Source organism: Nocardioides sp. Z13_37, assembly GCF_058355585.1.
Window position 1 is genome coordinate 231,444 of record NZ_JBZGDV010000004.1, and the last position, 24,416, is coordinate 255,859.

General features: G+C 74.5%; 18 protein-coding genes. 11 read left to right on the plus strand and 7 right to left on the minus strand.

Going from position 1 to position 24,416, the window contains the following annotated elements:
* Window positions 1–339: 339 nt before the first annotated feature.
* Together AC4H2S_RS12300 and pta are read right to left on the minus strand one after the other, a co-directional pair.
* Window positions 340–1,557: an acetate/propionate family kinase gene (locus AC4H2S_RS12300; RefSeq protein ID WP_491497268.1), complete on the minus strand. Its 1,218-nt coding sequence runs from the start codon at window positions 1,555–1,557 to the stop codon at window positions 340–342.
* Entirely contained in the window at window positions 1,554–3,629 is a 2,076-nt protein-coding gene (gene pta, locus AC4H2S_RS12305) for a phosphate acetyltransferase (RefSeq protein ID WP_491497269.1), read from the minus strand. Before pta ends, AC4H2S_RS12300 begins: the two co-directional genes overlap by 4 nt.
* Window positions 3,630–3,862: 233 nt before the next feature.
* On the opposite strand from pta, the gene AC4H2S_RS12310 reads away from it, so the two are divergent.
* A complete protein-coding gene (locus AC4H2S_RS12310; RefSeq protein ID WP_491497270.1) occupies window positions 3,863–4,687 on the plus strand; it encodes a SigB/SigF/SigG family RNA polymerase sigma factor in 825 nt (274 codons plus the stop codon).
* A gap of 27 nt (window positions 4,688–4,714) precedes the next feature.
* Here AC4H2S_RS12310 and AC4H2S_RS12315 read toward each other — a convergent pair whose 3' ends face one another.
* Window positions 4,715–5,557, minus strand: coding sequence for a DNA/RNA non-specific endonuclease (locus AC4H2S_RS12315; protein WP_491497271.1), 843 nt, complete (start codon window positions 5,555–5,557; stop codon window positions 4,715–4,717).
* Window positions 5,558–5,620: 63 nt separating this feature from the next.
* Between AC4H2S_RS12315 and AC4H2S_RS12320 the strand changes: the two genes are divergently transcribed.
* Window positions 5,621–6,835: an acetyl-CoA C-acetyltransferase gene (locus tag AC4H2S_RS12320; protein WP_491497272.1), complete on the plus strand. Its 1,215-nt coding sequence runs from the start codon at window positions 5,621–5,623 to the stop codon at window positions 6,833–6,835.
* A gap of 312 nt (window positions 6,836–7,147) precedes the next feature.
* Here AC4H2S_RS12320 and AC4H2S_RS12325 read toward each other — a convergent pair whose 3' ends face one another.
* Entirely contained in the window at window positions 7,148–8,662 is a 1,515-nt protein-coding gene (locus AC4H2S_RS12325) for a phospholipase D-like domain-containing protein (protein WP_491497377.1), read from the minus strand.
* A gap of 172 nt (window positions 8,663–8,834) precedes the next feature.
* Here AC4H2S_RS12325 and imuA' point away from each other — a divergent pair, with 172 nt between their 5' ends.
* The 7 genes from imuA' (at window position 8,835) to AC4H2S_RS12360 (ending at window position 18,461) form a co-directional block, all read left to right on the plus strand.
* Window positions 8,835–9,512, plus strand: a complete 678-nt coding sequence (gene imuA' / locus AC4H2S_RS12330; RefSeq protein ID WP_491497273.1) for a DnaE2-dependent mutagenesis accessory factor ImuA' — start codon at window positions 8,835–8,837, stop codon at window positions 9,510–9,512.
* A 16-nt stretch (window positions 9,513–9,528) separates the two neighbouring features.
* A complete protein-coding gene (locus AC4H2S_RS12335; protein WP_491497378.1) occupies window positions 9,529–11,085 on the plus strand; it encodes a DNA polymerase Y family protein in 1,557 nt (518 codons plus the stop codon).
* Window positions 11,086–11,148: 63 nt separating this feature from the next.
* The gene (locus AC4H2S_RS12340; protein WP_491497274.1) at window positions 11,149–14,562 is read left to right on the plus strand and encodes an error-prone DNA polymerase; all 3,414 of its coding nucleotides are present in this window, start codon (window positions 11,149–11,151) and stop codon (window positions 14,560–14,562) included.
* A gap of 105 nt (window positions 14,563–14,667) precedes the next feature.
* Window positions 14,668–15,705 (plus strand): glycosyltransferase family 2 protein, encoded by a 1,038-nt coding sequence (locus AC4H2S_RS12345; RefSeq protein ID WP_491497275.1) that lies wholly within the window; start codon window positions 14,668–14,670, stop codon window positions 15,703–15,705.
* Entirely contained in the window at window positions 15,702–16,454 is a 753-nt protein-coding gene (locus tag AC4H2S_RS12350) for a sulfotransferase family protein (RefSeq protein WP_491497276.1), read from the plus strand. The genes AC4H2S_RS12345 and AC4H2S_RS12350 overlap by 4 nt, the downstream gene beginning before the upstream one ends.
* Window positions 16,451–17,707 (plus strand): dTDP-4-amino-4,6-dideoxygalactose transaminase, encoded by a 1,257-nt coding sequence (rffA, locus tag AC4H2S_RS12355; protein ID WP_491497277.1) that lies wholly within the window; start codon window positions 16,451–16,453, stop codon window positions 17,705–17,707. Before AC4H2S_RS12350 ends, rffA begins: the two co-directional genes overlap by 4 nt.
* A 19-nt stretch (window positions 17,708–17,726) precedes the next feature.
* Window positions 17,727–18,461 carry a class I SAM-dependent methyltransferase gene (locus AC4H2S_RS12360; protein ID WP_491497278.1) on the plus strand — a complete coding sequence of 245 codons (735 nt, stop codon included), beginning with the start codon at window positions 17,727–17,729 and terminating at the stop codon, window positions 18,459–18,461.
* Here AC4H2S_RS12360 and AC4H2S_RS12365 read toward each other — a convergent pair.
* On the minus strand, window positions 18,433–19,659 hold the full coding sequence (locus tag AC4H2S_RS12365; protein WP_491497279.1) for a polysaccharide biosynthesis protein: 1,227 nt from the start codon (window positions 19,657–19,659) through the stop codon (window positions 18,433–18,435). The genes AC4H2S_RS12360 and AC4H2S_RS12365 overlap by 29 nt on opposite strands.
* The gene (locus AC4H2S_RS12370; RefSeq protein ID WP_491497280.1) at window positions 19,656–21,227 is read right to left on the minus strand and encodes a hypothetical protein; all 1,572 of its coding nucleotides are present in this window, start codon (window positions 21,225–21,227) and stop codon (window positions 19,656–19,658) included. The genes AC4H2S_RS12365 and AC4H2S_RS12370 overlap by 4 nt, the downstream gene beginning before the upstream one ends.
* Window positions 21,228–21,363: 136 nt before the next feature.
* Here AC4H2S_RS12370 and AC4H2S_RS12375 point away from each other — a divergent pair, with 136 nt between their 5' ends.
* A complete protein-coding gene (locus tag AC4H2S_RS12375; RefSeq protein ID WP_491497281.1) occupies window positions 21,364–22,632 on the plus strand; it encodes an MFS transporter in 1,269 nt (422 codons plus the stop codon).
* Window positions 22,633–22,695: 63 nt separating this feature from the next.
* Entirely contained in the window at window positions 22,696–22,956 is a 261-nt protein-coding gene (locus AC4H2S_RS12380) for a hypothetical protein (RefSeq protein ID WP_491497282.1), read from the plus strand.
* 1 nt (window position 22,957) lies between these two features.
* On the opposite strand, the gene AC4H2S_RS12385 is transcribed toward AC4H2S_RS12380, so the two are convergent.
* Entirely contained in the window at window positions 22,958–24,205 is a 1,248-nt protein-coding gene (locus AC4H2S_RS12385; RefSeq protein ID WP_491497283.1) for a glycoside hydrolase family 16 protein, read from the minus strand.
* Window positions 24,206–24,416 lie beyond the last annotated feature (211 nt).

Genomic DNA, 24,416 nt, shown 5'->3' on the forward strand with positions numbered 1-24,416 from the left:
CCCGGGTGCCGGGCGGCGAGGCCGACTGCGGCGGCAGCGGCGAGGACGGGGAGCCGGGACGAGCACGGCAGGGACCCCGGACGGGGCAGAGGGGAACGCGCCATGGCGACCGTGGCCCCTCTCCCGACGCGGGTGGCCGAGAGCCATCCGTGATGCTCGTCACACTATGGAGCGCGTTTCGTCGGCGTCAACACGCAAGACCCGCTACTTTTCGCGGTCGACCGCCAGAAGCCTCCCAGCGGGGACCGGAAGGACGCTCCCGCCCGGTGCGTCATCCGAACCCGAAGCCATAGGTGCCGATCCGTATGACGTCCGGCGGGCAGGGGCCGAGGCCCGCGCCTACTGCCCGGCGGACGCGCCGGACTCGGCCAGGACGGCGAGCGCCTGTCGGGCGATCTCCCACTCCTCGTTGGTCGGCACCACCAGGACCGCCACCTCGGAGCCGTCGGCCGACACCGTGGCGGCCTCCTTGCGCCCCACGGCGGCGTTGCGCTCGAGGTCGAGCACGATGCCGAGCCGCTCGAGCCCGCCGAGGGCGGCGGCCCTGACGTCGGGGCTGTACTGGCCGACACCGCCGGTGCAGACGACGGCGTGCACCTCGCCGAGCGCGGCGTAGTAGGCGCCGACGTACTTGCGCACGCGGTAGGCGAAGACGTCGAAGGCCAGCGCCGCTGCGGCATCGCCGTCCTCGCGGCGCTGCTCGAGCACGCGGAAGTCGTTGACGCCGGAGAGGCCGAGCACGCCCGACTCGCGGGACAGCGCGCGGTCGATGTCCTCCAGCGACCAGCCGAGCGCGCGGTGCAGGTGCCCGAGGATCGCCGGGTCGATGTCACCGGAGCGGGTGCCCATCACCAGGCCCTCGAGCGGGGTGAACCCCATCGAGGTGTCGATCGACCGACCGCCGCGGATCGCGGCGGCCGACGCCCCGTTGCCGAGGTGCAGCACGATGAGGTTGGTGTCCTCGACCGTGCGGCCCAGCAGCTCGGCGGCACGACGGGAGACGAAGGCGTACGACGTGCCGTGGAAGCCGTAGCGGCGGACGCGGTGCTCGTCGCGCCAGGCCACCGGCACCGCGTAGGTGTAGGCGTGCTCGGGCATCGTCTGGTGGAAGGCGGTGTCGAAGACCGCGACCTGCGGCACGTCGGGGAAGAGCTCTCGCGCGACCCGCAGTCCCTCCAGGTTGGCGGGGTTGTGCAGTGGCGCGAGCGGCACCAGGTCCTCGAGGGTCTCGAGCACGCGGTCGTCGACCACCGCCGGCTGCGAGAAGGAGCTGCCGCCGTGCACCACCCGGTGGCCCACCGCGGCCAGTGCCTCACGGTCGATGGCGGGTCCGTGGCGGCGGAAGGCCTCGACGGTCGAGCGGAGCGCGTCCTCGAAGTCGGCCACACGCCGCTCCTCGACGTACGCCTGGCCGTCGACGGAGTGGGTGAGCCGGCCGGACTCCTCGCCGATCCGCTCCACCGACCCGGTCGCCTCGGCGACGCCGGTGACGCCGTCGAGGAGGCGGTACTTCAGCGACGACGAGCCGGCGTTGAGCACCAGCACCTGAGTGGTCATGAGAGCTCCTGTGCCTGGATGGCGGTGATCGCGACGGTGTTGACGATGTCGCGCACCAGCGCGCCGCGCGAGAGGTCGTTGACCGGCTTGCGCAGGCCCTGCAGCACCGGCCCCACCGCCAGCGCACCGGCCGAGCGCTGCACCGCCTTGTAGGTGTTGTTGCCGGTGTTGAGGTCGGGGAAGACGAAGACCGTGGCCCGCCCGGCGACGGCGGAGTCGGGCAGCTTGGTGCGAGCGACTGCGGCGTCGATCGCCGCGTCGTACTGGATCGGGCCCTCGACCGGCAGGTCGGGCGCCCGCTCACGCACCCGCGCCGTGGCCTCGGTGACCTTCTCGACGTCGGTGCCGCTGCCCGACGTGCCGGTCGAGTAGGACAGCATCGCCACCCGCGGGTCGATGCCGAACGCGGCGGCGGTGCGGGCGGAGGCGATCGCGATGTCGGCGAGCTGCTCGGCCGTGGGGTCGGGGTTGACGGCGCAGTCGCCGTAGACGAGCACCTGGTCGCGCAGGCACATGAAGAACACCGACGACACCACCGAGACCTCCGGCACCGTGCGGATCACCTCGAGCGCCGGCCGGATCGTGTGGGCCGTGGTGTGCACCGACCCCGAGACCATCCCGTCGGCCAGGCCGAGCTCGACCATCATCGTGCCGAAGTAGGAGACGTCCACGACGATGTCGCGGGCCGCCTCGAGCGTCACGCCCTTGTGCGCGCGCCGCTGGTGGTACTCCTGCGCGAACCTCTCGCGCAGCTCCTCGTCGTACGGGCTCAGCAGCCGGGCTCCCGAGACGTCGATGCCGAGGTGTGCCGCCTTGGCCCGCACGGACATCGGGTCGCCGAGCAGGGTGAGGTCGGCGACGTTGCGCCGCAGCAGGACGTCGGCGGCGCGCAGGATGCGCTCCTCCTCCCCCTCCGGCAGGACGATGTGGCGCCGGTCGGCGATCGCGTCGTCGAGGACCTGGTGCTCGAACATCAGCGGCGTGACGACCGACGTGCGGGCCACCTCCAGGCCGCTCATCAGCTCCTCGCCGTCGACGTGCTCGGCGAACATGGTCAGGGCCGTCGCGATCTTGCGCGGGGAGTCCTTGTCGAGGCGGCCGCGCCGGTTGGTCAGCGCGGTCGAGGTGGCGTGGGTGCCGAGGTCGGTGGCCACGATCGGCAGCGCCACGTCGAGCCCGTCGAGCAGCCGGTCGATCTGCTCGGGCAGCGGCAGCCCGCCGTTGAGCACGATGCCGGAGATCTGCGGGAAGCTGGCGGACTGGTGGGCGGTGAGCACACCGAGCACCACCTCGGGGCGGTCGCCGGGGGTGACCACGAGGGCGCCGTCGAAGAGCCGGTCCAGCACGTTGGGCAGCGTCATCGCCGCGACGACGAGGCCCGGCACCTCACGCGCCAGCTGCTCCTCCTCGCCCCGCACGAGGCGCCCGTCGCAGGCCGCCATCAGGTCACCCACCGAGGGGGCGCTCAGCAGCGGCTGCTCGGGGAGCGCGAACGCCGGCACGCCGTCGTGGCGCAGCGCCGTCGCCGTGCGGTCGATGGCGCCGGGGTCGACCCGGTTGGCGATGACCGCGAAGAGCGTCGCGTGGTTGGCGGCGAGCTCGGCCTGGGCCATCGCGGCCGCCGTGCGCAGCTGCTCGACGCCGCGCTCGTGGCCGTTGAGCACCAGCAGCACCGGGGAGCCGAGGTTGGCCGCGACCCGCGCGTTGAACGCGAACTCGGCCGGGGCGCCGACGTCGGTGTAGTCGCTGCCGACGACCACGACGGCGTCGCTCTTCTCCGCGACCTGGTGGTAGCGCGCGACGATGCGCTCCATCGCCGCGTCGGGGTCGGCATGCACGTCGTCGTAGCTGACCCCGGCGCACTCGTCGTACGTCAGCGCGACGGCGTCGTGGGAGACGAGCAGGTCCAGGACGTAGTCGTGGACCTCGCCGGCCGACGCCTCGGCACGGACGACCGGACGGAAGACCGCGACCCGCGCGACGCGGCGCGAGAGCTGTTCGAGCACGCCGAGCGCCACCGCCGACTTGCCCGTGAATCCCTCGACCCCCGCCACGTACACGCTGCGCGCCATGTGTCGAGACTAGACCGCTCGCCGGTCCGCCCCTGAGCCGGTGCGGGAAGCCCTGCCGACCCGCTCGGGGCGAGGGCGGCGGCAGGCAGCGCCGGCGGGCCGCGGGATTGTTGTCCATGGTCTGTCCATGGTTTTCGCATTTCGGCTGTTGGGCAGACGTCGGGCCAGTCAGGATTCTGGCACGCTCGCAACGAGCCACGACCGCGACACCACCCCCGCCGGAAGGAGAACTCGTGGCCACCCTCACCACGCCCCCGCGTCTCGCGCAGGTCCCCGTCCAGCCCACCTCGATCGAGCGTGAGGAGCGCGCCCGTCGCACCTCGTCGATCGTCGACGACCTCCGCCACGCGAGCACCGGGGCCGAGCGCCAGGCGCTCGTGCACGAGCTGATCGAGGCCAACCTCGGCGTGGCCCGCTCGATGGCCGCCCGCTACCGCAACCGCGGCATCGACCTCGACGACCTCGAGCAGGTCGCCCTCGTGGGGCTCACCAAGGCGGCCCGCCGCTTCGACCCGGCCGCCGGTCACGACTTCATGTCCTACGCCGTCCCCACCGTGCGCGGCGAGCTGCGCCGGCACTTCCGCGACTCCGGCTGGATGATCCGGGTGCCGCGGCGCATCCAGGAGCTCCAGGCGCGCATCGGCGCGGTCCAGCACGACCTCGAGGCCGAGCTCGGACGCTCCCCGCGCCCCTCCGAGGTCGCCGCCCATCTCGGCGTCGAGCTCGACGACGTGGTCGAGGCCCTGTCGGCCGACGGCTGCTTCCGCCCCACCTCCATCGACAGCCGCGACGACGAGGACAGCGGGACGATCGCCGATGTCCTCGGCTCCGAGGACCGCGGGTTCGCCTCGCTGGAAGCCAGGCTCGTGCTCGACTCGGCTGTCAGCCGGCTGCCCGAGCGCGACCGCCAGATCATCCACTGGCGCTTCGTCGACGAGCGCACCCAGCAGGAGATCGCCGACCTCGTCGGGCTGACCCAGGCCCAGGTGTCGCGGATCCTGGCCAAGGCCCTCGAGCGCCTGCGCGGCGACCTGTCCGACCTGGCCCCGGCGGCCTGAGCCGCCGGGGAGGGGCGGGCCGCCGGGCTACCAGCCGACCTGCTCGACGTCGGTGATGAGCGCCGCGCCCTCACGCCTCAGGTCGTCGGGCGCGGCGTGCTCGCGCAGGCTGGCGAACGCGAGCCCGGTGCGCTGCTCGAGCAGGTCCAGCGGCACGAGGTAGGTGTCGAACTCGTCGAGGAAGTCGGGCACGGCGCGCTCGAGCCCGTCGAGGTCCTGGGTGAGCACGAACGCCTTGGCCCGCAGCCGGCCGTCGAGGACGTAGACGACCACCTTCCAGTACTCGACGGGCAGCCGGACCCCCCGGTAGAGCGGGTCGGTCGGGGCCAGCACCGGCCCGGCGAACAGGCTCAGCCGCCGGTCCTGCAGCCCGTCGAGTGCCAGCACGGCGTTCTCCAGCAGGCCCCACACCCCGCCGCGTCCCGACTGGTTGAAGTCCTGGTGCTGCGGGGTGATGTTGGTGAAGAAGAACGAGTCGGAGTTGGCCTGCCGGGCCTCCGCGAGAGTGCCCCACAGCAGGTCGGAGCGGCGCGCCACGTGGCCGCGGTCGAGGTCGTTGTCGGCGTACGCCTCCTCGCCGACCTGGGCGTCGGCGGGCAGGCGCGGGTCGAGGCGGAAGCGCTCGCCGGAGCGGCTGATGCTCTCCCCCGGGAACAGGCGCAGGCCGTCGATGTTCCACGCCACCCACCAGGCGAGCCGGCGCTCGGGATGCATGCGGACGGTGAAGTGCGTGTAGTCCAGCGGAGACGCCAGCGCGGGGTCGTCGCCCTCGCCCGGCGCGGGCGCCGTCGGCGGGGCGAGCTCCGCGCCGGCGCCGGGGTCGACGTCGGGGTCGGGCTGCAGGAACCGTGCGTCGTACCCCAGGGCCATGACGGGAAGTCTCGCGCACCAACCCCACGGTCCCGGGCGACCCTCCGCACCTAGAGTCGGGGCATGCCCGACATCGTCATCTGCGAACCCGTGCGCACCCCCGTCGGCCGCTTCGGCGGAGCCCTCGCCTCCCTGTCCGCCGTCGACCTCGCCTCGGCGACCCTCGCCGAGCTGGTGCGGCGCACCGGGCTCCAGGAGGGCGACGTCGACGACGTGGTGCTGGGCAACTGCTACCCCAGCGGCGAGCACCCGGCCATCGGACGCATCGCCGCGCTCGACGCCGGCCTCGGCACCGGGGTGCCCGGACTCCAGGTCGACCGCCGGTGCGGATCGGGGCTGCAGGCCGTGCTCCACGCCGCCGGCCAGGTCGCCACCGGTGCCGGGCGCGTCGTCGTGGCGGGCGGCGCCGAGTCGATGTCCAACGTCGAGCACTACGCCCTCGGCCTGCGCACCGGGGTCCGCAGCGGCGGCGTCGAGCTGATGGACCGACTCGTGCGCGCCCGCGAGACCGCGGGCGGGCGCGACCACCCGGTCGCCGGGGGGATGCTGGAGACCGCGGAGAACCTGCGTCGCGACCACGCGATCTCCCGCGAGGAGCAGGACGAGCTCGCGCTGCGCTCGCAGCAGCGCGCCGGTGCCGCCCAGGAGGCCGGACGGTTCGCCGACGAGATCGTGCCGATCACCGTCCCGGGCCGGCGCGGCAGGCCCGACGTCGTCGTGGACGCCGACGAGCACCCGCGTCCCGACACCACCCTCGAGCAGCTCGCCGCCCTCCGCCCGGTGCGCGAGCGGCTCGACCCCGCCTCGACCGTCACGGCCGGCAACGCCAGCGGCCAGAACGACGGCGCGGCGATGTGCGTGGTCACCACCCGCGAGGAGGCCGAGCGCCGCGGGCTGCGGCCCCTCCTCGCCCTGCGGTCCTGGGCGGTGGCCGGCGTGGGCCCCGAGGTGATGGGCATCGGACCGGTCCCGGCGACCGCCGCCGCCCTCGACCGCGCCGGGCTCACGCTCGACGAGATCGACCTCATCGAGCTCAACGAGGCCTTCGCCGCGCAGGTGCTCGCCTGCCTGCGCGAGTGGAAGGTCGACCCCACCGACGAGCGGCTCAACCCCAACGGCTCCGGGATCTCGCTCGGGCACCCGGTCGGCGCCACCGGTGCACGCATCCTGGCCACGATGGCCCACGAGATGCGGCGTCGCGAGTCGCGCTACTGCCTGGAGACGATGTGCATCGGAGGCGGCCAGGGCCTGGCCGCCGTCTTCGAGCGCGTCGCCTGACCTCCCCCGCGCCCGTGGGGCGGTGAGTGGGCAACCTTTCGCCGCGCGTACGTCCGACGGGCGGTGAGTGGGCAACCTTTCTCCACACGTAGAAGGTTGCTGGCTCACCGCTCAACCCCGGTCGCGCCCCGGCCGCGCGTACGTCCGATGGGCGGTGAGTGGGCAACCGTTCTCCGCCCGCAGAACGTTGCTCACTCACCGCCGTACGCGGCCCCCCGCGGCCCCCCGCGGCCGCGCGCATGGGCGTTGGCTGGGCAACCGTTCTCCGCCCGCACAAGGTTGCGGGCTCACAGCTCAACCCCGGCAACGCCGTCAGTCGGCCTCCCAGTAGGGCCCGGGCAGGTAGTGGTCGGGCTCGACGGTGGTGACCGGGCGGCGCACGGTGCGCCAGACCGTGCGGGTGGTGCCGTCCGGCTCGACCACCGTGCGACGGACGCGGAAGTTGGCGTAGGTCGTGGTGTAGGCATTGCGCGTGTTGCGCTTGTGGTCCCACTGGTAGTTGAAGTTCCGGAGGTACTTCTTCGCCACCTTCGCGCCCCGGATGGTGAACCAGACCTCGTCGTTGGCCGTGCTGAGGCTGGACCAGTTCACCGAGCCGGTGAGCACCATCGAGGTGTTGGGCACGCCGTTGTAGGTGCCCTGGATGACGAGGTACTTCTGGTGGCTGTAGTAGTCGAGGATCAGGTCGTCCACGCCGTCGTTGTTGAGGTCGAAGTTGTCCTCGGTGTTGTAGTCCATCCCGGTGGAGCGCAGGGGGATGCGACCGCGCCTGGTCGGGGCGCCGATGATGCCCTTCGTGCGGTAGCCGATGAGCCCGTAGCTGACCCGCACGTCGCAACCCTGGATCCACTTGCGGCGGATCGCGGCGGCGAGGTAGTCGCCACGCGCGCCCCGCATGGTGTGCATCGACAGGGCCAGGCGGGTGCGGGTGACCTTCCCCGTCACCGGGTCGGTGTTGCGGCACCCGACCCGGTTGAGCATGGTGACGACCAGGTCGTCCTTGAGCGCGGAGACCCTCGGGAACGCGACGACGGTGTGCTTGTCGACGGAGTCGTCGCACGCCGGCCCGACCGGGGTGCCGCAGAACGAGATCGGCGGTTGGCGGGTGTCGTAGTCGCGGCGCATGTCGTTGAAGAGGTCGACGAACTGGCGGAACAGCTCGTGGTCACCGGACGTGAAGTAGAGGTCGTTCCACTGGTGGATGGCGGCGTTGCGCGTCATGTTGGCCGAGCCCACCGCGATCACGTCCTCGCTCGCGCCGGCCTGGCTGAACAGGTAGAACTTCGAGTGCAGGTTGTTGAACTCGTTGGCCGTCCCGCGGCAGCTCTGCTTGCACTTGTAGATGAAGCTGTTGCGACGCGGGTTCTTGCCGATCTCGGCCCGGATCACCTTCATCGCCCTGGTCTCCCAGTGGTCGTTGAGGAGCATCTGGACCCGTACGCCCCGGCGGTGCGCCGCGACCAGCGCCTGGGCGACCGGCACCCGGTCCAGCGAGTAGATCGCGATCCGGATCGTCGACCCCTTCGGGGTGTGGTTGATCGTCTCGATCACCCGCCGCTCGATCTGGAAGTGCCCCTTGCGCAGGTGGGGGTCGTTGAAGAAGGGCCCGCTGAAGGCCTTCCAGCGCGACGGCCTGGCCGTCGCCCGTCCGGCACTCGAGCCGGCACTCAGGCCGGCACTCGGGCCGGCAGCCGGGTCGGCTGGAGCGGCGACGGGAGCGACCGTCCCTCCGGGCACTGCGCGACCGGGGGCGACCGGCCCCAGCGTCGCCGCCACCACCAGGCCGGCGAGCACCAGGCAGAGGCTCCCCACGAACCTCGACATCATCGACACGACCCCCACCTCTCGACGCGTTGTGCTCTTCAGGATAAGCAGACCGGGCGGCCGCTGGGGGCCTCGGCGACGACGTCCTCGGACCGCTCCTAGCACCTCTCCTGCGAGTCCGACAGGGCAGGTCGACTGGCTTGACTCGTTCGAACGCCTGTTCGATCATGGGGCCATGTCGTCAACCCGCTCCGTCGCCGCCCTCGACCCGGGTCGCTCCGTGGTCGAGCAGCTGCGCGAGCGGGTCGCCGCCATGGAGAGCAAGGCCGCCGGGGAGCCCGTCCCCACCCTCCCCGGGCTGGCCGGGCTGGTGCCCCTGCACGCGGGGGCAACCTACGCCGTCGACTCGGCGTCCCTGGCGCTGGCCCTCGCCGCAGGCGCGTCCCGGGCCGGCGAGTGGGTCGGCTTCGCCGGCTGGCCGGACTTCGGCGCCGAGGCCGCCGCCGAGCTCGGGATCGAGCTGTCCCGCACGGTGCTGGTGCCCGATCCCGGCGAGCACTGGCTCGAGGTGACGGCGGCGCTGGTCGACGTGCTCCGGGTCGTGGTGCTGCGCCCCCCGGCCTCCGTCGACGAGCGCACGGCGGCGGTCCTCGACTCGCGACTGCGCACCCGGTCGTCGGTGCTGGTCGTGCAGGGCGACTGGCCGCGCGTGGAGGCCCGGCTGAGCCTCGAGGGGACGACGTGGAGCGGGCCGGCCGCGGGCGCCGGGCAGCTGGAGCAGCGCCGCGCGCACGTCGTCGTACGCCGCGGGGCGCGGCCTGCCCAGCGCGTCGAGCTGGCCTGGCCGGGCGTCCGGCCGGTCGGCCCCGACGCCCCGCGGCGGGTGCGGGAGATCCACCGGGCCTCCGGATGAGGTCGCGGTGAGGGTGATGGTCGTGTGGTGCCCCGACTGGTCGGTGGTGGCCGCGCTCGACGAGGCGGGCAGGTCGCTGCGCTCCCCCGCTGCCGTGCTGGCGGCCAACGCCGTCGAGGTGTGCAACGGTCCGGCGCGCGCGGAGGGCGTGCGCCGCGGGCAGCGGCGGCGCGACGCGCAGGCCAGGTGCCCGGAGCTGCTGCTGCTGCCGGCCAACCCCGACCGTGACGCCCGCGCCTTCGAGCCGGTGCTGGCCACCGTGGAGGACCTGCGTCCCGGGGTCGCGGCGCTGCGTCCCGGCCTGCTGGCCGTCCGGGCACCGGGCAGCTGGTACGGCAGTGAGACGGCCGCCGCCGCCACCGCCTGCCAGGCCATCGTGGACGGCGGCGTGTGGGACGTGCGGGTGGGCATCGCCGACGACCTCTTCACCGCCGAGCAGGCCGCCCGCACGGCCGACGTGCAGGCGTGGACGGTCGTGCCCGCCGGCGGGTCGGCAGCGTTCCTGCGCGACCTGCCCGTGCAGGTGCTCACCGACGACGCGCGCGGGCGCGAGCTCGTCGGGCTGCTGCAACGGCTCGGCCTGCGCACGCTCGGCGACCTCGCCGACCTGCCCGGCGACGCCGTCGAGCACCGGCTCGGCACCTACGGGGCGACCGTGCGCCGCCGGGCACGCGGTGAGGACCCCGCGCTGTTCGCCGCCCGGACGCCGCCGCCCGAGCTCGACGCGGAGGTGGCGTTCGAGCCGGCCCTCGACTCGGTGGAGGCCATCACGTTCAGCGTGCGCACCACCGCCGAGCGCTTCGTCTCCCAGCTGGCCCACCACCAGCTGCTCGCGACGGGGGTCCGGGTCGAGGCGGAGTCCGACGGCGCCGTCTGCTCGTCGCGGACCTGGCTCCACCCCCGGCACTTCACCGCACGCGACCTCGTCGACCGCGTGCACTGGCAGCTGCAGTCGGCGACCGTCGGCGGCTCGCTGCGCGCGCGCAAGCACTCCGGCGTCGTGCGCGCGCCCATCGACCGGGTCAGGTTCGTGCCCGACGTGGTCGAGCCCGCGGCGGCGCACGGCGAGGCGCTGTGGGGCAGCGCCTCCGACGACCTCGTCGAGCGTGGGGTGGCCAGGGTGCAGGGGATGGTCGGCTTCGACGCGGTGCGCCGACCGGTGCTCCAGGGCGGGCGCACGCCCTCCGCGCGCCAGGCGCTGGTGCCGTGGGGCGAGCGTGCCGTCGACCTCCGTCCCGTCGACCGGCCGTGGCCGGGACGGGTGCCGGGGCCGGCGCCGGTGCGGGTCTTCGCCGCTCCCCCGGCGGCCGAGGTCGTCGACGAGGCGGGCCGCGACGTACGGGTCACCGACCGCGGCGTCGTCACCGGCGAGCCGCGCCGGTTCCGGGTCGGCGGCGGGGTGCTGCCCTGGCAGCCGGTGACCGCGTGGGCCGGGCCGTGGCCGGTCGACGAGGGCTGGTGGTCGGGCGCGTCCGGGCCCACCGCCCGCTTCCAGGTCGTCGGCGCCGACGGCCGCGCCTGGCTGCTGGTGCGCGCCCCCGACGGGTGGGCCCTGGAGGCCGGCTATGACTGAGCGCCGTGTGCGTCCGGGCGGTCGCCGAGGCGGGCGTCGTCGCGGACCCGGGGGCGTGCGCTGATGGGCTGGAACAACCCCGCCATGCGGTGGAAGGAGCTCGAGCGGCGCCTGAGCGGGCTGCCGGGCGCCGACGACGCCCCGGTGTCGCGGCGCAAGCGCGCCACCACCCAGGCGCGGGCGATCGAGCGACCCGCCACGGTGACGCCCTACGCCGAGCTGCACTGCCACAGCCACTTCAGCTTCCTCGACGGCGCCAGCTCGCCGGCGGAGCTCGTCGAGGAGGCCGTGCGGCTGGGCCTGACGGCGCTGGCGATCACCGACCACGACGGCTTCTACGGCGCCCCGATGCTGGCCGAGGCCGCCGCGGCCTACGACCTGCCCACCGTCTTCGGCGCCGAGCTGTCGCTCGGGCTGACCGGGCCGCAGAACGGCGTGCCCGACCCGGAGGGCAGCCACCTGCTCGTGCTGGCGCGCGGCGTGGAGGGCTACCACCGCCTCGCCGCGGCCATGACCGACGCGCACCTGCGCGGCGACGAGAAGGGTCGGCCCGTCTACGACCTCGACGAGCTCGGCGAGCGCGGGCGCGGGCGCTGGGTGGTGCTGACCGGCTGCCGCAAGGGCACCGTGCGACAGGCGCTGGCCGCCGGCGGCGAGCCCGCGGCGGCCGAGGCGCTCGACCGGCTGACGTCGCTCTTCGGCCTCGACGACGTGCTCGTCGAGCTCTCCCCGCGACCGGGGTCCGACGCCACCAACGCCGCGCTGGCCGGGCTGGCGGCCGTCCACGGGCTCGACGTCGTCGCCGCCGGCAACGTCCACCACGCCACCCCCGACAAGCACCGGCTGGCCTCCGCGATGGCGGCGGTGCGAGCCCGGCGCAGCCTCGCCGAGCTCGACGGCTGGCTCGACCTGTCGGGCTCGGCCCACCTGCGCAGCGGCGCCGAGACCGCCGCCGCGCTGGCGTCCCACCCCGGGGCGGTCGAGCGCAGCGTCTCCCTGGCCGACGAGCTGGCCTTCGACCTGCGCAAGGCCTCCCCCGCGCTGCCCAAGCGGCAGATCCCCGAGGGCCACACGGCCGACTCCTGGCTGCGCGTGCTCGCCGAGCGCGGCTTCGCCGAGCGCTACGCCGGGGTGCCCCACGAGCGCGAGGCCCGCGAGCGGCTCGAGCACGAGCTGCGGGTCATCGCCGAGAAGGACTTCGCCGGCTACTTCGTCATCGTCCACGACATCGTCGCCTTCGCCCGCGAGCGGCGCATCCTGTGCCAGGGCCGCGGCTCGGCCGCGAGCTCGGCGGTCTGCTACGCCCTGGGCATCACGGCCGTCGACGCGGTCTTCTACAAGCTGCCGTTCGAGCGCTTCATCTCCGCCCACCGCGACGAGGAGCCCGACATCGACGTCGACTTCGACTCCGACCGACGCGAGGAGGTCATCCAGTGGGTCTACGACACCTACGGTCGGCGCAACGCCGCGCAGGTGGCCAACGTCATCGCCTACCGCCCCCGCATGGCCGTGCGCGACGCCGCCAAGGCGCTCGGCTTCTCCCCCGGCCAGCAGGACGCGTGGTCCAAGCAGATCGACGGGTGGACGTCGGTCGTGGCCGGCGACATGGGCGACCCGGCGGCCCACGACGTGCCCCCGGCGGTGGTCGCGCTCGCCGACGAGCTGATGGGCGCGCCGCGCCACCTGGGCATCCACTCCGGCGGCATGGTCCTCACCGAGCGGCCCATCGGCGAGGTGTGCCCCATCGAGCGGGGCCGGATGGACCGGCGCACGGTGCTGCAGTGGGACAAGGACGCCTGCGAGTCGATGGGGCTGGTGAAGTTCGACCTGCTGGGCCTGGGCATGCTCGGCGCGCTCGACCACATGATGCGCCTGGTGGGCGAGCACCTCGGCGAGCACTGGGACCTCGCCACCATGCCCAAGGAGGAGCCGGCGGTCTACGACATGCTGTGCCGCGCCGACTCGATCGGGGTCTTCCAGGTGGAGAGCCGGGCGCAGATCGGCACGCTGCCCCGGCTGAGACCGCGCGAGTTCTACGACCTCGCCATCGAGATCGCCCTCATCCGCCCCGGCCCGATCCAGGGTGGCGCCGTGCACCCCTACGTGCGCCGGGCCACCGGGCAGGAGCCGGTGACCTACGACCACCCCGAGCTGGTGCCGGTGCTCGAGCGCACCAAGGGCGTGCCGCTCTTCCAGGAGCAGCTGATGGCGATGGCGGTGACCCTCGGCGACTGCAGCCGCGACGACGCCGACCTGCTGCGCCGCGCCATGGGCTCCAAGCGCGGCGTCGAGCGCATCGAGTCGGTCAAGCAGAAGCTCTACGCCGGCATGCGGCGCCGCGGCATCACCGGCGAGCTCGCCGACTCGATCTACGTCAAGATCCTCTCCTTCGCCAACTTCGGCTTCGCCGAGTCGCACGCCTTGTCCTTCGCGCTGCTGGTCTACGCATCCTCCTGGTTCAAGCTGCACTACCCCGCGGCGTTCCTCGCCGGCCTGCTGCGCAACCAGCCGATGGGCTTCTACTCCCCGCAGTCGCTGGTCCACGACGCCCGGCGCCACGACGTCGACGTACGCCGTCCCGACGTCACCCGCTCGGCGGCCCAGGCCGACCTCGAGCCCCTCGAGCCCTTCGAGCCCACCGGTGCCGGGCCGGTGGCCGCGACCGGGCTCGACGAGTGCCGCCGGCCGCGGTTCGAGCGCGCCGAGTGGGTGCCCGGCACGCCCGACCCGGTGCCCGCCCACCGGCGCGACGGCTCGCTCGCCGTACGCCTGGGCCTGGACTCGGTGCGCGGCATCGGCCTCGACGTGGCGCGACGCATCGTCACCGCGCGCGAGGAGGCCCCCTTCACCGGCATCACCGACCTCTCCCGGCGCGCCGGGCTGACGTCGGCCCAGCTCGAGGCCCTGGCCACCGCCGGCGCGTTCGAGGCGTGGGGGCTCGACCGCCGCTCGGCGCTCTGGGCGGCCGGCTTCTCCGAGGGCGCCGAGCACCTCCCCGGCACCACCCCGGCCCCGGCCGCGCCCACGCTGCCGGGGATGTCCGAGCCCGAGATCACCCTCGCCGACCTCTGGGCCACCGGCGTCTCCCCGGAGCGGCACCCCGTCGAGCACCTGCGCGCGCAGCTGCGGCGAGCCGGCGTGCGCTCCGTCGCCGAGCTCGCCACCGCCGAGGCGGGGCGGCGCGTCCACGTCGGCGGCCTGATCACCCACCGACAGCGGCCCGGCACCGCCATGGGGGTCACCTTCCTCAACCTCGAGGACGAGACCGGCATGCTCAACGTCGTCTGCTCGATCGGGGTGATGAAGGCCCACCGGCAGGCCGCCCGCAACTCGGTGGCCGTGGTCGTGCGCGGCCGCCTCGAGCGCAACGAGGGGGTCACCAACCTCATCGCCGACCGGGTCGAGGGCATCGACGTCGTGGTCCCAGGCGCCGGCGCGGTGCTGCAGGCCCGCGCCTCGTCCCGCGACTTCCGCTGACGGCGATCGGGACGTCGGGCGCTCAAAGGGTGGGGCGTGTCGGGCTCCGCTGAGCCTATGCTCGACGCGGTCGACCACTCGGGTCGTGTCGGCGACGAGGGGGGCGTGGTGGACAGCGGAACCGTCGAGGAGGACATGGCGAAGCGCGGAAGGATGGCTCACGGCGAGACGGCGGAGCACGACCTCGCCGAGCCGGGGCCGTCGAGCGCCGACCCGGCCGACTTCTCCTACTCCGTCGTCATCCCGGTCTACAACAGCCAGGACGTCGTCGCGCACACCGTCGCCGCCGTCCTCGAGGTCTTCGAGGCCGCGGGCCTGCGCCACCAGGTCGTCCTGGTCAACGACGGCAGCCGCGACGGCAGCTGGGACGTCATCGCCGCCCTCGCCGCGCAGTCGCCCCACGTCGTCGCCCTCGACCTGTTGCGCAACTACGGCCAGCACCACGCCAACCTCGCGGGCATGCGGGAGGCGAGCGGCGACTACGTGATCACCCTCGACGACGACCTGCAGAACCCGCCGGACCAGGCGCTGCTGCTGATCGACAAGGCGATGGAGGGCCACGACGTGGTCTTCGGCCGCTTCGAGCGCAAGCAGGCCCGGGGCTACCGGCGTCTCGGCAGCAGGGCGATCAGCATGATCAACCGCCGTGTCTTCGACCAGCCGGCAGGCCTGGCGGTCTCCAACTTCCGGATCCTGCGCCGCGACGTCGTGGAGCGGATCTGCGCCTCGCGCACCGCCCACCCCTACATCACCGGCCAGGCGCTGATGTTCTCCAGCGACCCGGCCGACGTCCTGGTGCGCCACGACCCGCGCCCGGTCGGCACCAGCTCCTACGGGCTGCGCCGCATCGCCTCGCTCGTGCTGACCATCCTGTTCAGCTACTCCGTCTTCCCGCTGCGCTTCGCCGCCGGCGTGGGGTTCGCGGTCGCCGGCGGCAGCTTCCTGCTCGGGCTCTTCTACCTCGTCCGGTCGCTCTTCGTGGACTCCCAGGTCCCCGGCTGGACGACGATCGCGGTGCTGCTCGCGGTGCTCAACGGCTTCGTCATCATGCTGCTGTCGATGCTCGGCGAGTACGTCGTGCGCACCCTGAACGCCGTCAGCGCCGTCAGCACCTACCACGTCGCGCGCCGGGTCTCCTCGTGAGCGGCTGCGCCCACCGGCACCTGCTCGTGGTCGGTGCTCAGCGGTGCGGGACGACCTACCTCGCCACCGCGCTCGACGCCCACCCCGACGTGGCGATGGCCCGCCCCTCGCCCCCCGAGCCCAAGGTCTTCTGCGACGCGGAGCTGTCGGCGCGTGGCGCCGGGTGGTACCACCGGACGTGGTTCGCGCACGCCGCCGACGAGGACCTGCTCGGCGACAAGAGCACCAGCTACCTCGAGGACCCCCACGCCCCCGAGCGCGCCGCGGAGATGCTCGGCGAGCCGACGCACGTGGTGGTGCTCCTGCGCGACCCGGTGCGCCGGGCGGTGTCGCACTGGCGCTTCAGCACCACGCACGGGATCGAGACCCGCGGGCTCGAGGAGGCGCTGTTGGCCGACCTCGGCGACGACCAGCCGTGGGACCGGCAGCGCTGGTCGGTGTCCCCGTTCGCCTACCTGCGGCGCGGACGCTACGCCGAGCAGCTCGACCCGTGGACGACGACGTTCCCGGCGACGACGCACGTGCTGTTCCTCGAGGAGCTGCTCGCCGACCCCGCCGTGCTGCCCGCGCTGGTGGGCGACCTGGGCCTCGACCCGGGTCGTACGCCGCCTCCCGCCGCGGGGCCGGTCAACGCGAGCGCCGGCGACCTGCCCGAGCTCGACGCAGGGGTGGCCGACACCCTCGCGGGGTACTTCCAGGACAGCGACGCCGAACTCGCGGCCCGGTTGCGGCGTCCGCTGCCGTGGTGAGCGGGACCGACGACGACAGGCTCGACCAGACGCACGACGAGAGGGAGGTGCCGGTGGTGGCACACGCACAGCAGCCGGGACGCGGCCGCACCGGCGGCCTGCCGGACATCGCCTTCAACGTGCCCGCGGTCGTGGGACGCGAGCTCGACTACGTCAAGGAGGCCGTGCTCGGCGGCCACCTGTCCTCCGGGGGCGAGTTCGCCCGGCGGTCCGCGGACATCCTGGCCGCCGACACCGGCTCCCCCGAGGTGCTGATGACCACCTCCTGCACGGCGGCGCTCGAGCTCTCGGCGATGCTGATGGACCTCCAGGAGGGCGACACCGTCATCGTGCCGTCGTTCACCTTCACCAGCACCGGGCTGGCCTACGCCCGCCAGGGCGCCGGGCTGCTGTTCTGCGACATCGAGCGCCGCACCCTCGGCCTCGACCCCGAGCACCTCGCCACTCTGCTGGACGCGCACGTCCGGGCGGTCGTGGTGGTCCACTACGCCGGCGTCGCGTGCGACGTCGAGGCGATCCGCGAGGTCCTCGCCGAGTGGCCCGAGGTGCGCCTGGTCGAGGACAACGCCCACGGCCTGTTCGGCACCTGGCGCGGCGAGCCGCTCGGCAGCCTCGGGCGCTACGCCACGTTGAGCTTCCACGAGACGAAGAACTTCACGTGCGGCGAGGGCGGCGCGCTCGTGCTCAACGACGCGCGCGACGTCGACCGGGCCCGGGTGCTCTACGACAAGGGCACCAACCGCCACGCCTTCATGCTCGGCCAGGTCGACAAGTACACCTGGAAGGACACCGGCTCCTCGTTCGGCCTCTCCGACGTGCTGGCCGCCTACCTCCTCGCCCAGCTCGAGCAGCGCGAGGCGGTGCAGGCCGTGCGGCGGCGCATCCACGACCACTACGAGGCCGCACTCTCGCCCTACGCCGACGAGCTGGGCTTCGAGGTGATGCGTGTGCCGGAGGAGCGGGAGCCGGCACACCACATGTACTACGTGCTGCTGTCGCGCCACGCCCGCCGCAACGACGTCCTCGAGCTGATGCGCAAGTCGGGGGTGCAGGCGACCTTCCACTACCAGCCGCTGCACACCTCGGACGCCGGGCGTGCCTTCGCCGTCCGGGCGACGCAGTGCCCGGTCTCCGAGGACGTCAGCGACCGGCTGCTGCGCCTGCCCTTCCACAACAACCTCACCGACGGCGACCTCGACCGGGTCGTCGCGGCCTTCCTCGAGGCCGGCGCGGCCACCGCGTCGGCCCGGTGAGCGCGTGGTGAGCGGCCCGGTGAGCGCCGCGGCACAGGCGCAGCCCGGCTCCTCCTCGCTGCGCCGCGAGGGCTACTGGTGGCACCGGGCCCGCGCCGAGCTGCTGGACGCCGTGATGGCCCCCCACCTGGGCGCCCCGCGGCGCACCCTCGACGTCGGCAGCGCCGACGCGCCCAGCGTGGGATGGATGCGCGGCGCGCAGCAACACGTCGCCCTCGACCTGTTCCCCGACGGCCTCCGGCCGGGCGAGGGCGTGGTCGGCTCCGCCACCGAGCTGCCGTTCGCCGACGCCACCTTCGACGTGGTCTCGGCGTTCGACGTGGTCGAGCACTGCGCGGACGACGCCCGTGCGGTCGCCGAGCTGCTGCGGGTGCTGGCGCCCGGCGGCCGGATGCTGATCTCGGTGCCCGCCTACCAGTGGGCGTGGTCGGACCACGACGTCCAGGCCGGCCACCACCGGCGCTACACCCGGCGCTCGGTCGTGGGGCTCGTCGAGGGCGCGGGTGCCCGGGTGCTGCGGACGACCTACGCCTTCGGCGGGGTCTTCCCGCTCTTCGCCGCCGAGCGGCTGCGCCGCCGGGTCCGGCCCGCGCCGGCGGGCGACTCACGCCTGCCGGAGGTGTCGCCGGCGCTCGACCGGGTGCTGACCGGCGTGTGCCGGGCGGAGGCGCGGGTGCTGCGCCGCGGCGACCTGCCCTTCGGCTCCTCGGTGTTCGTCGCCGCGGTCAGGCCGCCGCTCTCCGAGCCGGCCTGAGCGCGCCGGCGGCCACCACCGCGAGGAGCGCCGTGGCCACCACCTCGGCGGCGAGGAAGGCGACGGCCACGCGCTCGAGGGGCGCCGCCCCGCCCGCCGCCAGCAGCACGAGCGCCCCGGCGACGACGGCGAGGCACCAGGCGCCGCTCACCCGGCCGGGTCGCTCCAGTGCGAGGGCGCCCACCATCAGCACCACGTTGACCAGGGCCAGGGCGCAGCCCGCGGCCACAAGGGTCGCGACACCCGGCTCGACGTCGACGGAGCGACCGAAGACGGCCCGCACGAGCAGCGGCCCCGCGACGAGCCCGACGACCGCGCCGCTCGCCACGGTGGCGACAGCGACCACGGCCACCCGCCCCGCGAGCGCGCGGAGGGCCCGCCGGTCCCCCGCAGCGACGAGCCCGGTCACGTGGTGGGTGAGCTGCGGCAGCGTGCCCAGCACGACCATGTAGGGCGCGCGGAACAGCGCCAGCGTCGCGAACATGACCGTCACCTCGGCCGGCGCCCCGCCGACCAGCGCCACGACCACCGCTCCCCCGGTGAGCACGCCCTGCGCGAGCAGCTGGGCGGTGGCGGCGCCGCCCAGGAAGGCCAGTGAGCCCGCCCGGTCGGCGGCCTCGCCCGCCGCGCCGAAGTGCCACGCGGCCGGCCAGAGCGCCACCAGCGAGCCGGCGACCAGGGCCAGGCCGTGCGCGACGGGATCGTGCACCCGTGCCAGCAGCAGCACGCCGACGAGCACGCACCGCAGGGCGTTCTCCGCGACGAGGCTCCACGCGACCGCCCCCATCCGGCCGCGGCCGGCCAGGCCGCCGCGCAGCACCCCGACGCCGGCCGAGCCGAGGAACACCAGCGCGACCAGCACCGGGAACCAGCCGTCGTCGCGGCCGAAGAGCCGCTCCCGCAGCAGCCACGACAGCATCCCGGCGGCCGCGGCGACGAGCACCACCACCGTCGCGACCCCACCGGCCGAGCGGCGCACGTCGCCCTCGCGCCCGGCGGCGACGCACCGGGTGATCCAGTGCTGAAGCGGGAACGTGAGGGCCGCGCCCGCCAGCGCCCACGCGGTCCACAGCACCGAGACCGGGGCCGCCGCGCCGGCTCCCAGCGCACGGGTGACCAGGGCGAAGACGAGGTAGGCCAGCAGCCCGCTGACCACCGAGCCGGCGGCGAGCAGGGCCGGTGCCCGGCGCCCGCTCATCCGGCGGGGGCCGGCGCTCGGGCGAGCGGACTGCTCGGGTCGTAGCCCGCCGCGGCCCGCAGGTCGGCGATGGTCGCCGGCCCCAGCGAGGCCCGGGCGTACCAGTCCCACAGCGGCGCGCTGCCGACGTAGACGTAGGCGGGCCGGAGGGAGTCGCGCCACCCCGTCGAGACCGTCTCCCCGACCGCGACGAGGTCGGGGCCGTCGGCCACCAGGTCGCGGCGGAAGCCGGCCAGGCCGCCGGGCCAGGTGTCGTCCATGTAGTCCTGCAGCCCGCTGCGGAACATCTGGTAGCGGGTGGGGTTGGTGAGGCCGGCCAGGACGAGCGGCTGCGGGGCCTCGACCGAGGTGATGGTGGCGCCGGGGGGCAGGGTCGCCAGCACGGCCTCCGTCGCCTCGCGCTGCTCGCGCAGCGTGTCGTCGTGCGAGGTCAGCGAGTACGCCAGGGCGAGCACCACCCCGCCGAGGGCGAGGGCGAGCGCGACGGCCACCCGTCCTCGTGGCGCGAGCCGGTGCGCGGCCACGGCGAAGGCCGCTCCGAGGCCGAGGGCGGAGAAGGGCAGCACCGGGAACAGGTCGGGCCAGGCGTCGTACTCCCGCCAGATCCAGGCCAGCCCGGCCAGCAGGCCGGCCGCCATCCCCGGCAGCACCCGCAGCCCCGGCTCGGCGTCGCGGGCGCGGCGCGACACCGCGGCCAGGGAGACCAGCACGAGCAGGACCGCCCCGGCGAGGAGCAGCCACACCGTCACGCCGTAGGCGACCTGCAGGTCGTCCCACACCCGGTCGAGGTCGTCGGTGAGCGGATCGGGCACGGTGTAGCGGCGGTTGATCCCGTAGAAGCCGTCGTAGGCCTCGCGGAGCGACCCGGCGAGGGCGAACCAGGCGCCGATCACGCCGACGGGAACGAGCCCGCCCGCGGCCACCAGCACCAGGGCTCGCACCCGGTGCCCGTGGGCGAGCAGGAGTGCCGTCACGACCACGGCGGTGACGGTGCTGAAGAACGCCGTCTGCAGGCACAGGGTGGCCAGGCTGGTGAGCACCCCCGCGGCGAACCAGCGGCGCCGGGTCGCCGCCCAGAGCGCCGCGAGGACGAACAGGGTCATCGGGGTCTTCTCGCGCGGCCCGCTCGAGGCGTACTGGATGAAGCCGTGGAAGGCGAGCATCGCGCTCGCGGTGACGAGGCCCGCCGGGCGGGAGCCGAGCAGGTCGCGACCGAGCAGGTAGGACACGCACACCGCGGCCGTGGCGATGAGCATGAACAGCACGCGCATCGTGACCACGTCGTCGAGGCCGCCGGCGCGCGCCACGAGCGCCCCCACCCCCGGCAGCACGTGCGCCAGCGGGCCCGCGCGGTTGAGGACCCCGAGGTAGGGCGGCACGCCGTCCGCCACCTGCTGGCCGGCATAGCTGTAGATCCCCAGGTCGCGGGTCAGCGCGCCGTGGAAGCCGTGGAGCACGTAGACGACCACCGAGACGACCCCGACCACGGGGACGAGCGGGTCGACGGCGCGCAGCCGGGCGGCCCCTCCGCGCCGGACGCCGTCGGACCGGTCGGGGCGAGGGGGCACGCCGCCACCCTACGGGGGAGCCGCCCTGATGCTGTGGTGGTCCGCCCGGCCTTCTAGGATGGTCACCAGCAGAGGGTTCAACGCGTCCTTGGAGGTGGGTTCGGCGCGTCGTACCGACGCACCCTGAAGGACCCCCGTGACCCCCCTCGCCTCCTACCGCCGACTCCTGTCGATCGCCGGCCCGGCCTACGTCCTCGTGGCCTTCGTCGGCCGCCTGCCGCTGGCGATGAGCCAGCTCGGCACCCTCCTGCTCGTCTCCACCGCCACCGGCAGCTACGGCCTCGGCGGGCTGAGCGCCGGCGCCCTGGCTGTCGCCAACGCCGCGGGCGCCCCGGTCGCGGGGTCGCTCGCCGACCGCATCGGGCAGCGCCCCGTCGTCCTCGTCCAGTCGCTGCTGGGCGCCGCCGGGCTGGCCCTGCTCGTCGCGGTCGTCGGTGCCGATGCCGCCGACGGGCTGGTCGTCCTCACCGCGGCGGCCACCGGGCTGGTGCTCCCCCAGGTCGGGCCGCTGGCCCGAGTGCGGTGGCGCCCGCTGACCCGCACGACCGGCGCCCACCAGCGCCGGCTCGTCGACGCCGCCTTCTCCTACGAGGGCGCCGCCGACGAGGCGTCGTTCGCGATCGGCCCGGCGCTGGTGGGCCTCTCGGTGGCCGTCGTCTCGCCGTCCGGGGCGCTCCTGCTCGCCGCGGTGCTGCTCGCCGTCTTCGGCTCCGCGTTCGCGCTCGACCCGTCGGCGCGCCTGACCCACGAGACGGAGCGGGCCGTCGGCTCGGGCCGGCTCCTCGCCCCCGCCTTCCTCGTGCTGGCCGCCGCGCAGATCTCGATCGGCATGCTGTTCGGCGCCACCCAGACCGGCGCGACCGTGCTCGCCACGGAGGCCGGGACGCCCGGCGCGGCCGGGCTGGTGCACGCCACCCTCGGTGTCGGCAGCGCGGTCGCCGGTCTCGCCACCGCCTACGTCCCCGAGCGGATCGGTCACGAGCGCCGCGCCCTCGTCGCCGCCTGGTCGCTGCTCGTGCTGTCCCTGCCGCTCCTTGCCGTCGGCTCCCTGGGCGCCACGACCCTGACGGTGCTGGTCCTCGGCTGTGCCGTCGCGCCCTACATGATCGCCGTCTTCTCCCTCGCCGAGCGCGCCGTGCCGCCCGCCCGGGTCGGTGCGGCGATGACGACGCTGGCCAGCGCGACCGGGCTGGGCTACGCCCTCGGCTCGAGCCTCGCCGGCCGCCTCGCCGACGAGTCGGGCGCCACTGCCGCGTTCGCCGTCACGGTCGGCGCGACGGTGCTCGCGGTCACGCTGATGTCGACCCAGCAGCGCCGGCTCCGCACGGCAGCGGCCGACCGGAGCCCCTCGCCGGCGACGCCCGACGAGCACCGGACGGACGCCCCGGTGGGCGGCAGCCGCTAGGTTGGACCCGTCCACCGCGCGGAGGCACCCGGTCCCGCCCTGGCTGGACAGGTCGGAATCCCCATGGTGGAAGCTTCAGGACGACAGCTCGATCCCGGCCGGCACGAGCAGCTGGCCGCCCTCCTCGACGACGTGCTGGTGGCCCGGCGCAACCTCGACCAGTCGCGCCACGCGACCCGGCTCGCCGAGCAGCAGCAGCTGCGCCAGGCCCTGCTCGACGCGCTGGAGGCCTACGCCTCGGCGCTGGCCGCGGCGGGTGCCCCGCTGCCGCCACGGCTGCGCGCGGAGATCGAGCTCTACAAGGGCCTCCGCGGCCGGATGTGACTCACCCGGCGGGCGCCTCGGCGCCCGTCTCCCACACCCGTACCCAGTCGACGTACATGTGCTGCGGCAGCCGCCGCTCCTTGATCTTCGGGATCTCGTAGTTGGCCGCGATCAGGCTGAGGATGGGGAACTGCGACACGGCGGACGTCCGCCCGCGGATCCGCCGCGTCTCCTTGCCGTCGATGCGGAAGACGAGCGTGCGCGGCGTCCACTCGACGGAGAAGACGTGGTAGTTCCTCGACCATCCGTCGTGCCGGCCGGTGAGGAAGGAGCGAGAGTCGGGGATCCAGCCGCCGGTGGCGATGCGGCGCCTGCCCTCGTAGCGGTGCACGAAGGAGGCGAGCCCGCCCTGGGGGTGGTGGTCGCCGAAGTACTCGACGACGTCGATCTCGCTGCCGAGGGCGCGGGCGTGCATCCCGTCGACCGGCTGCAGCCAGAAGGCGCCGTGCTGGCCGCGCAGCCGGTGGAACCTCACCCGGGCGGCCGCCACGCCGTAGCGGAAGGCGAAGGCGTGCTGGGTGCCGATGTGGCCGTTGAGCCGGTAGCCGAACCGGCCCGGCCGCGCGTCGCGTCCCCGGATGCGGCACCTCGTCGTGGCGTCCGGGTCCTTGACGACGCTGAGCCGCACGGCGCCGCCTCCCACGCTGACCGCGCTCGGGTCGCCCTTCGCGCACGAGCGGCGGCTGCCGTCGGCGTACTCGCGGCCGCGGTGGTTCCACACCGGGTCGAGCTGGGAGCCGGAGAACTCGTCGGTCCACGTCGGGACCAGCCAGCGTGCCGTGCTGACGGGCGCGCTCCGGAACGGGCTGGTGCGGCCGGACGCCATCGCCTTGACCCGGTAGGTCAGCACCGCGGCGCCGTCGGCCGCCGCGGCCGCGAACTGCACCCGTCCGGCGCCGTCCTGCCGGCGGGTGCCGACCGCCCGCCACGAGGCGCCGTCCTGCACCTGCAGCTGGACGCGGCGCCCGGGCCGGACCGGGCGAAGCGTCGCGACCACGGCCGCGCGTGCCGCGTCGGGGCTGGCGAGCGAGCCGCCCGGCTGCACGACCTGCGGCAGGGCCTCCAGCCGGATGCGCTGGTGGGCGCTCGCGCGCACCGAGACGCTGTCCGGCGCCCCGTCCGCCGTCGCGTGGGCCGATCCGTGGGCCGATCCGTCGGCCGAGTCGTCGGCCGAGTCGTCGGCCGAGTCGTCGGCCGTGCCGGCCGGTGCCCACGTGAGCAGGGACGCCGGGAGCAGCAGGGCGCTCACCGTGCCGACGAGGAGGCGGACCGCCCGGGAGGACGGTCGGGCGCGAGGTCGGACGGGCGGGCGGACGGACATGGCGACCTCGGGTGTCGAGCGCGACGAGCGGGCGGTCGCGGAGGGGTGGAGCTGGTTGCGAGTGGGACGCCCAGGAGGTGCCGTTGGTTGTGGCGGTGGTTGTGGCGCTGGTTGTGGCGGGGGTTGTGGCGGGGGTTGT

Coding starts and splice junctions, on each gene's coding strand:
- AC4H2S_RS12300 (WP_491497268.1), bottom strand. CDS start 1,557: ATGACCACTCAGGTGCTGGTGCTCAACGCCGGCTCGTCGTCGCTGAAG.
- pta (WP_491497269.1), bottom strand. CDS start 3,629: ATGGCGCGCAGCGTGTACGTGGCGGGGGTCGAGGGATTCACGGGCAAG.
- AC4H2S_RS12315 (WP_491497271.1), bottom strand. CDS start 5,557: ATGGCCCTGGGGTACGACGCACGGTTCCTGCAGCCCGACCCCGACGTC.
- AC4H2S_RS12320 (WP_491497272.1), top strand. CDS start 5,621: ATGCCCGACATCGTCATCTGCGAACCCGTGCGCACCCCCGTCGGCCGC.
- AC4H2S_RS12325 (WP_491497377.1), bottom strand. CDS start 8,662: ATGATGTCGAGGTTCGTGGGGAGCCTCTGCCTGGTGCTCGCCGGCCTG.
- imuA' (WP_491497273.1), top strand. CDS start 8,835: ATGTCGTCAACCCGCTCCGTCGCCGCCCTCGACCCGGGTCGCTCCGTG.
- AC4H2S_RS12335 (WP_491497378.1), top strand. CDS start 9,529: ATGGTCGTGTGGTGCCCCGACTGGTCGGTGGTGGCCGCGCTCGACGAG.
- AC4H2S_RS12340 (WP_491497274.1), top strand. CDS start 11,149: ATGGGCTGGAACAACCCCGCCATGCGGTGGAAGGAGCTCGAGCGGCGC.
- AC4H2S_RS12365 (WP_491497279.1), bottom strand. CDS start 19,659: ATGAGCGGGCGCCGGGCACCGGCCCTGCTCGCCGCCGGCTCGGTGGTC.
- AC4H2S_RS12380 (WP_491497282.1), top strand. CDS start 22,696: ATGGTGGAAGCTTCAGGACGACAGCTCGATCCCGGCCGGCACGAGCAG.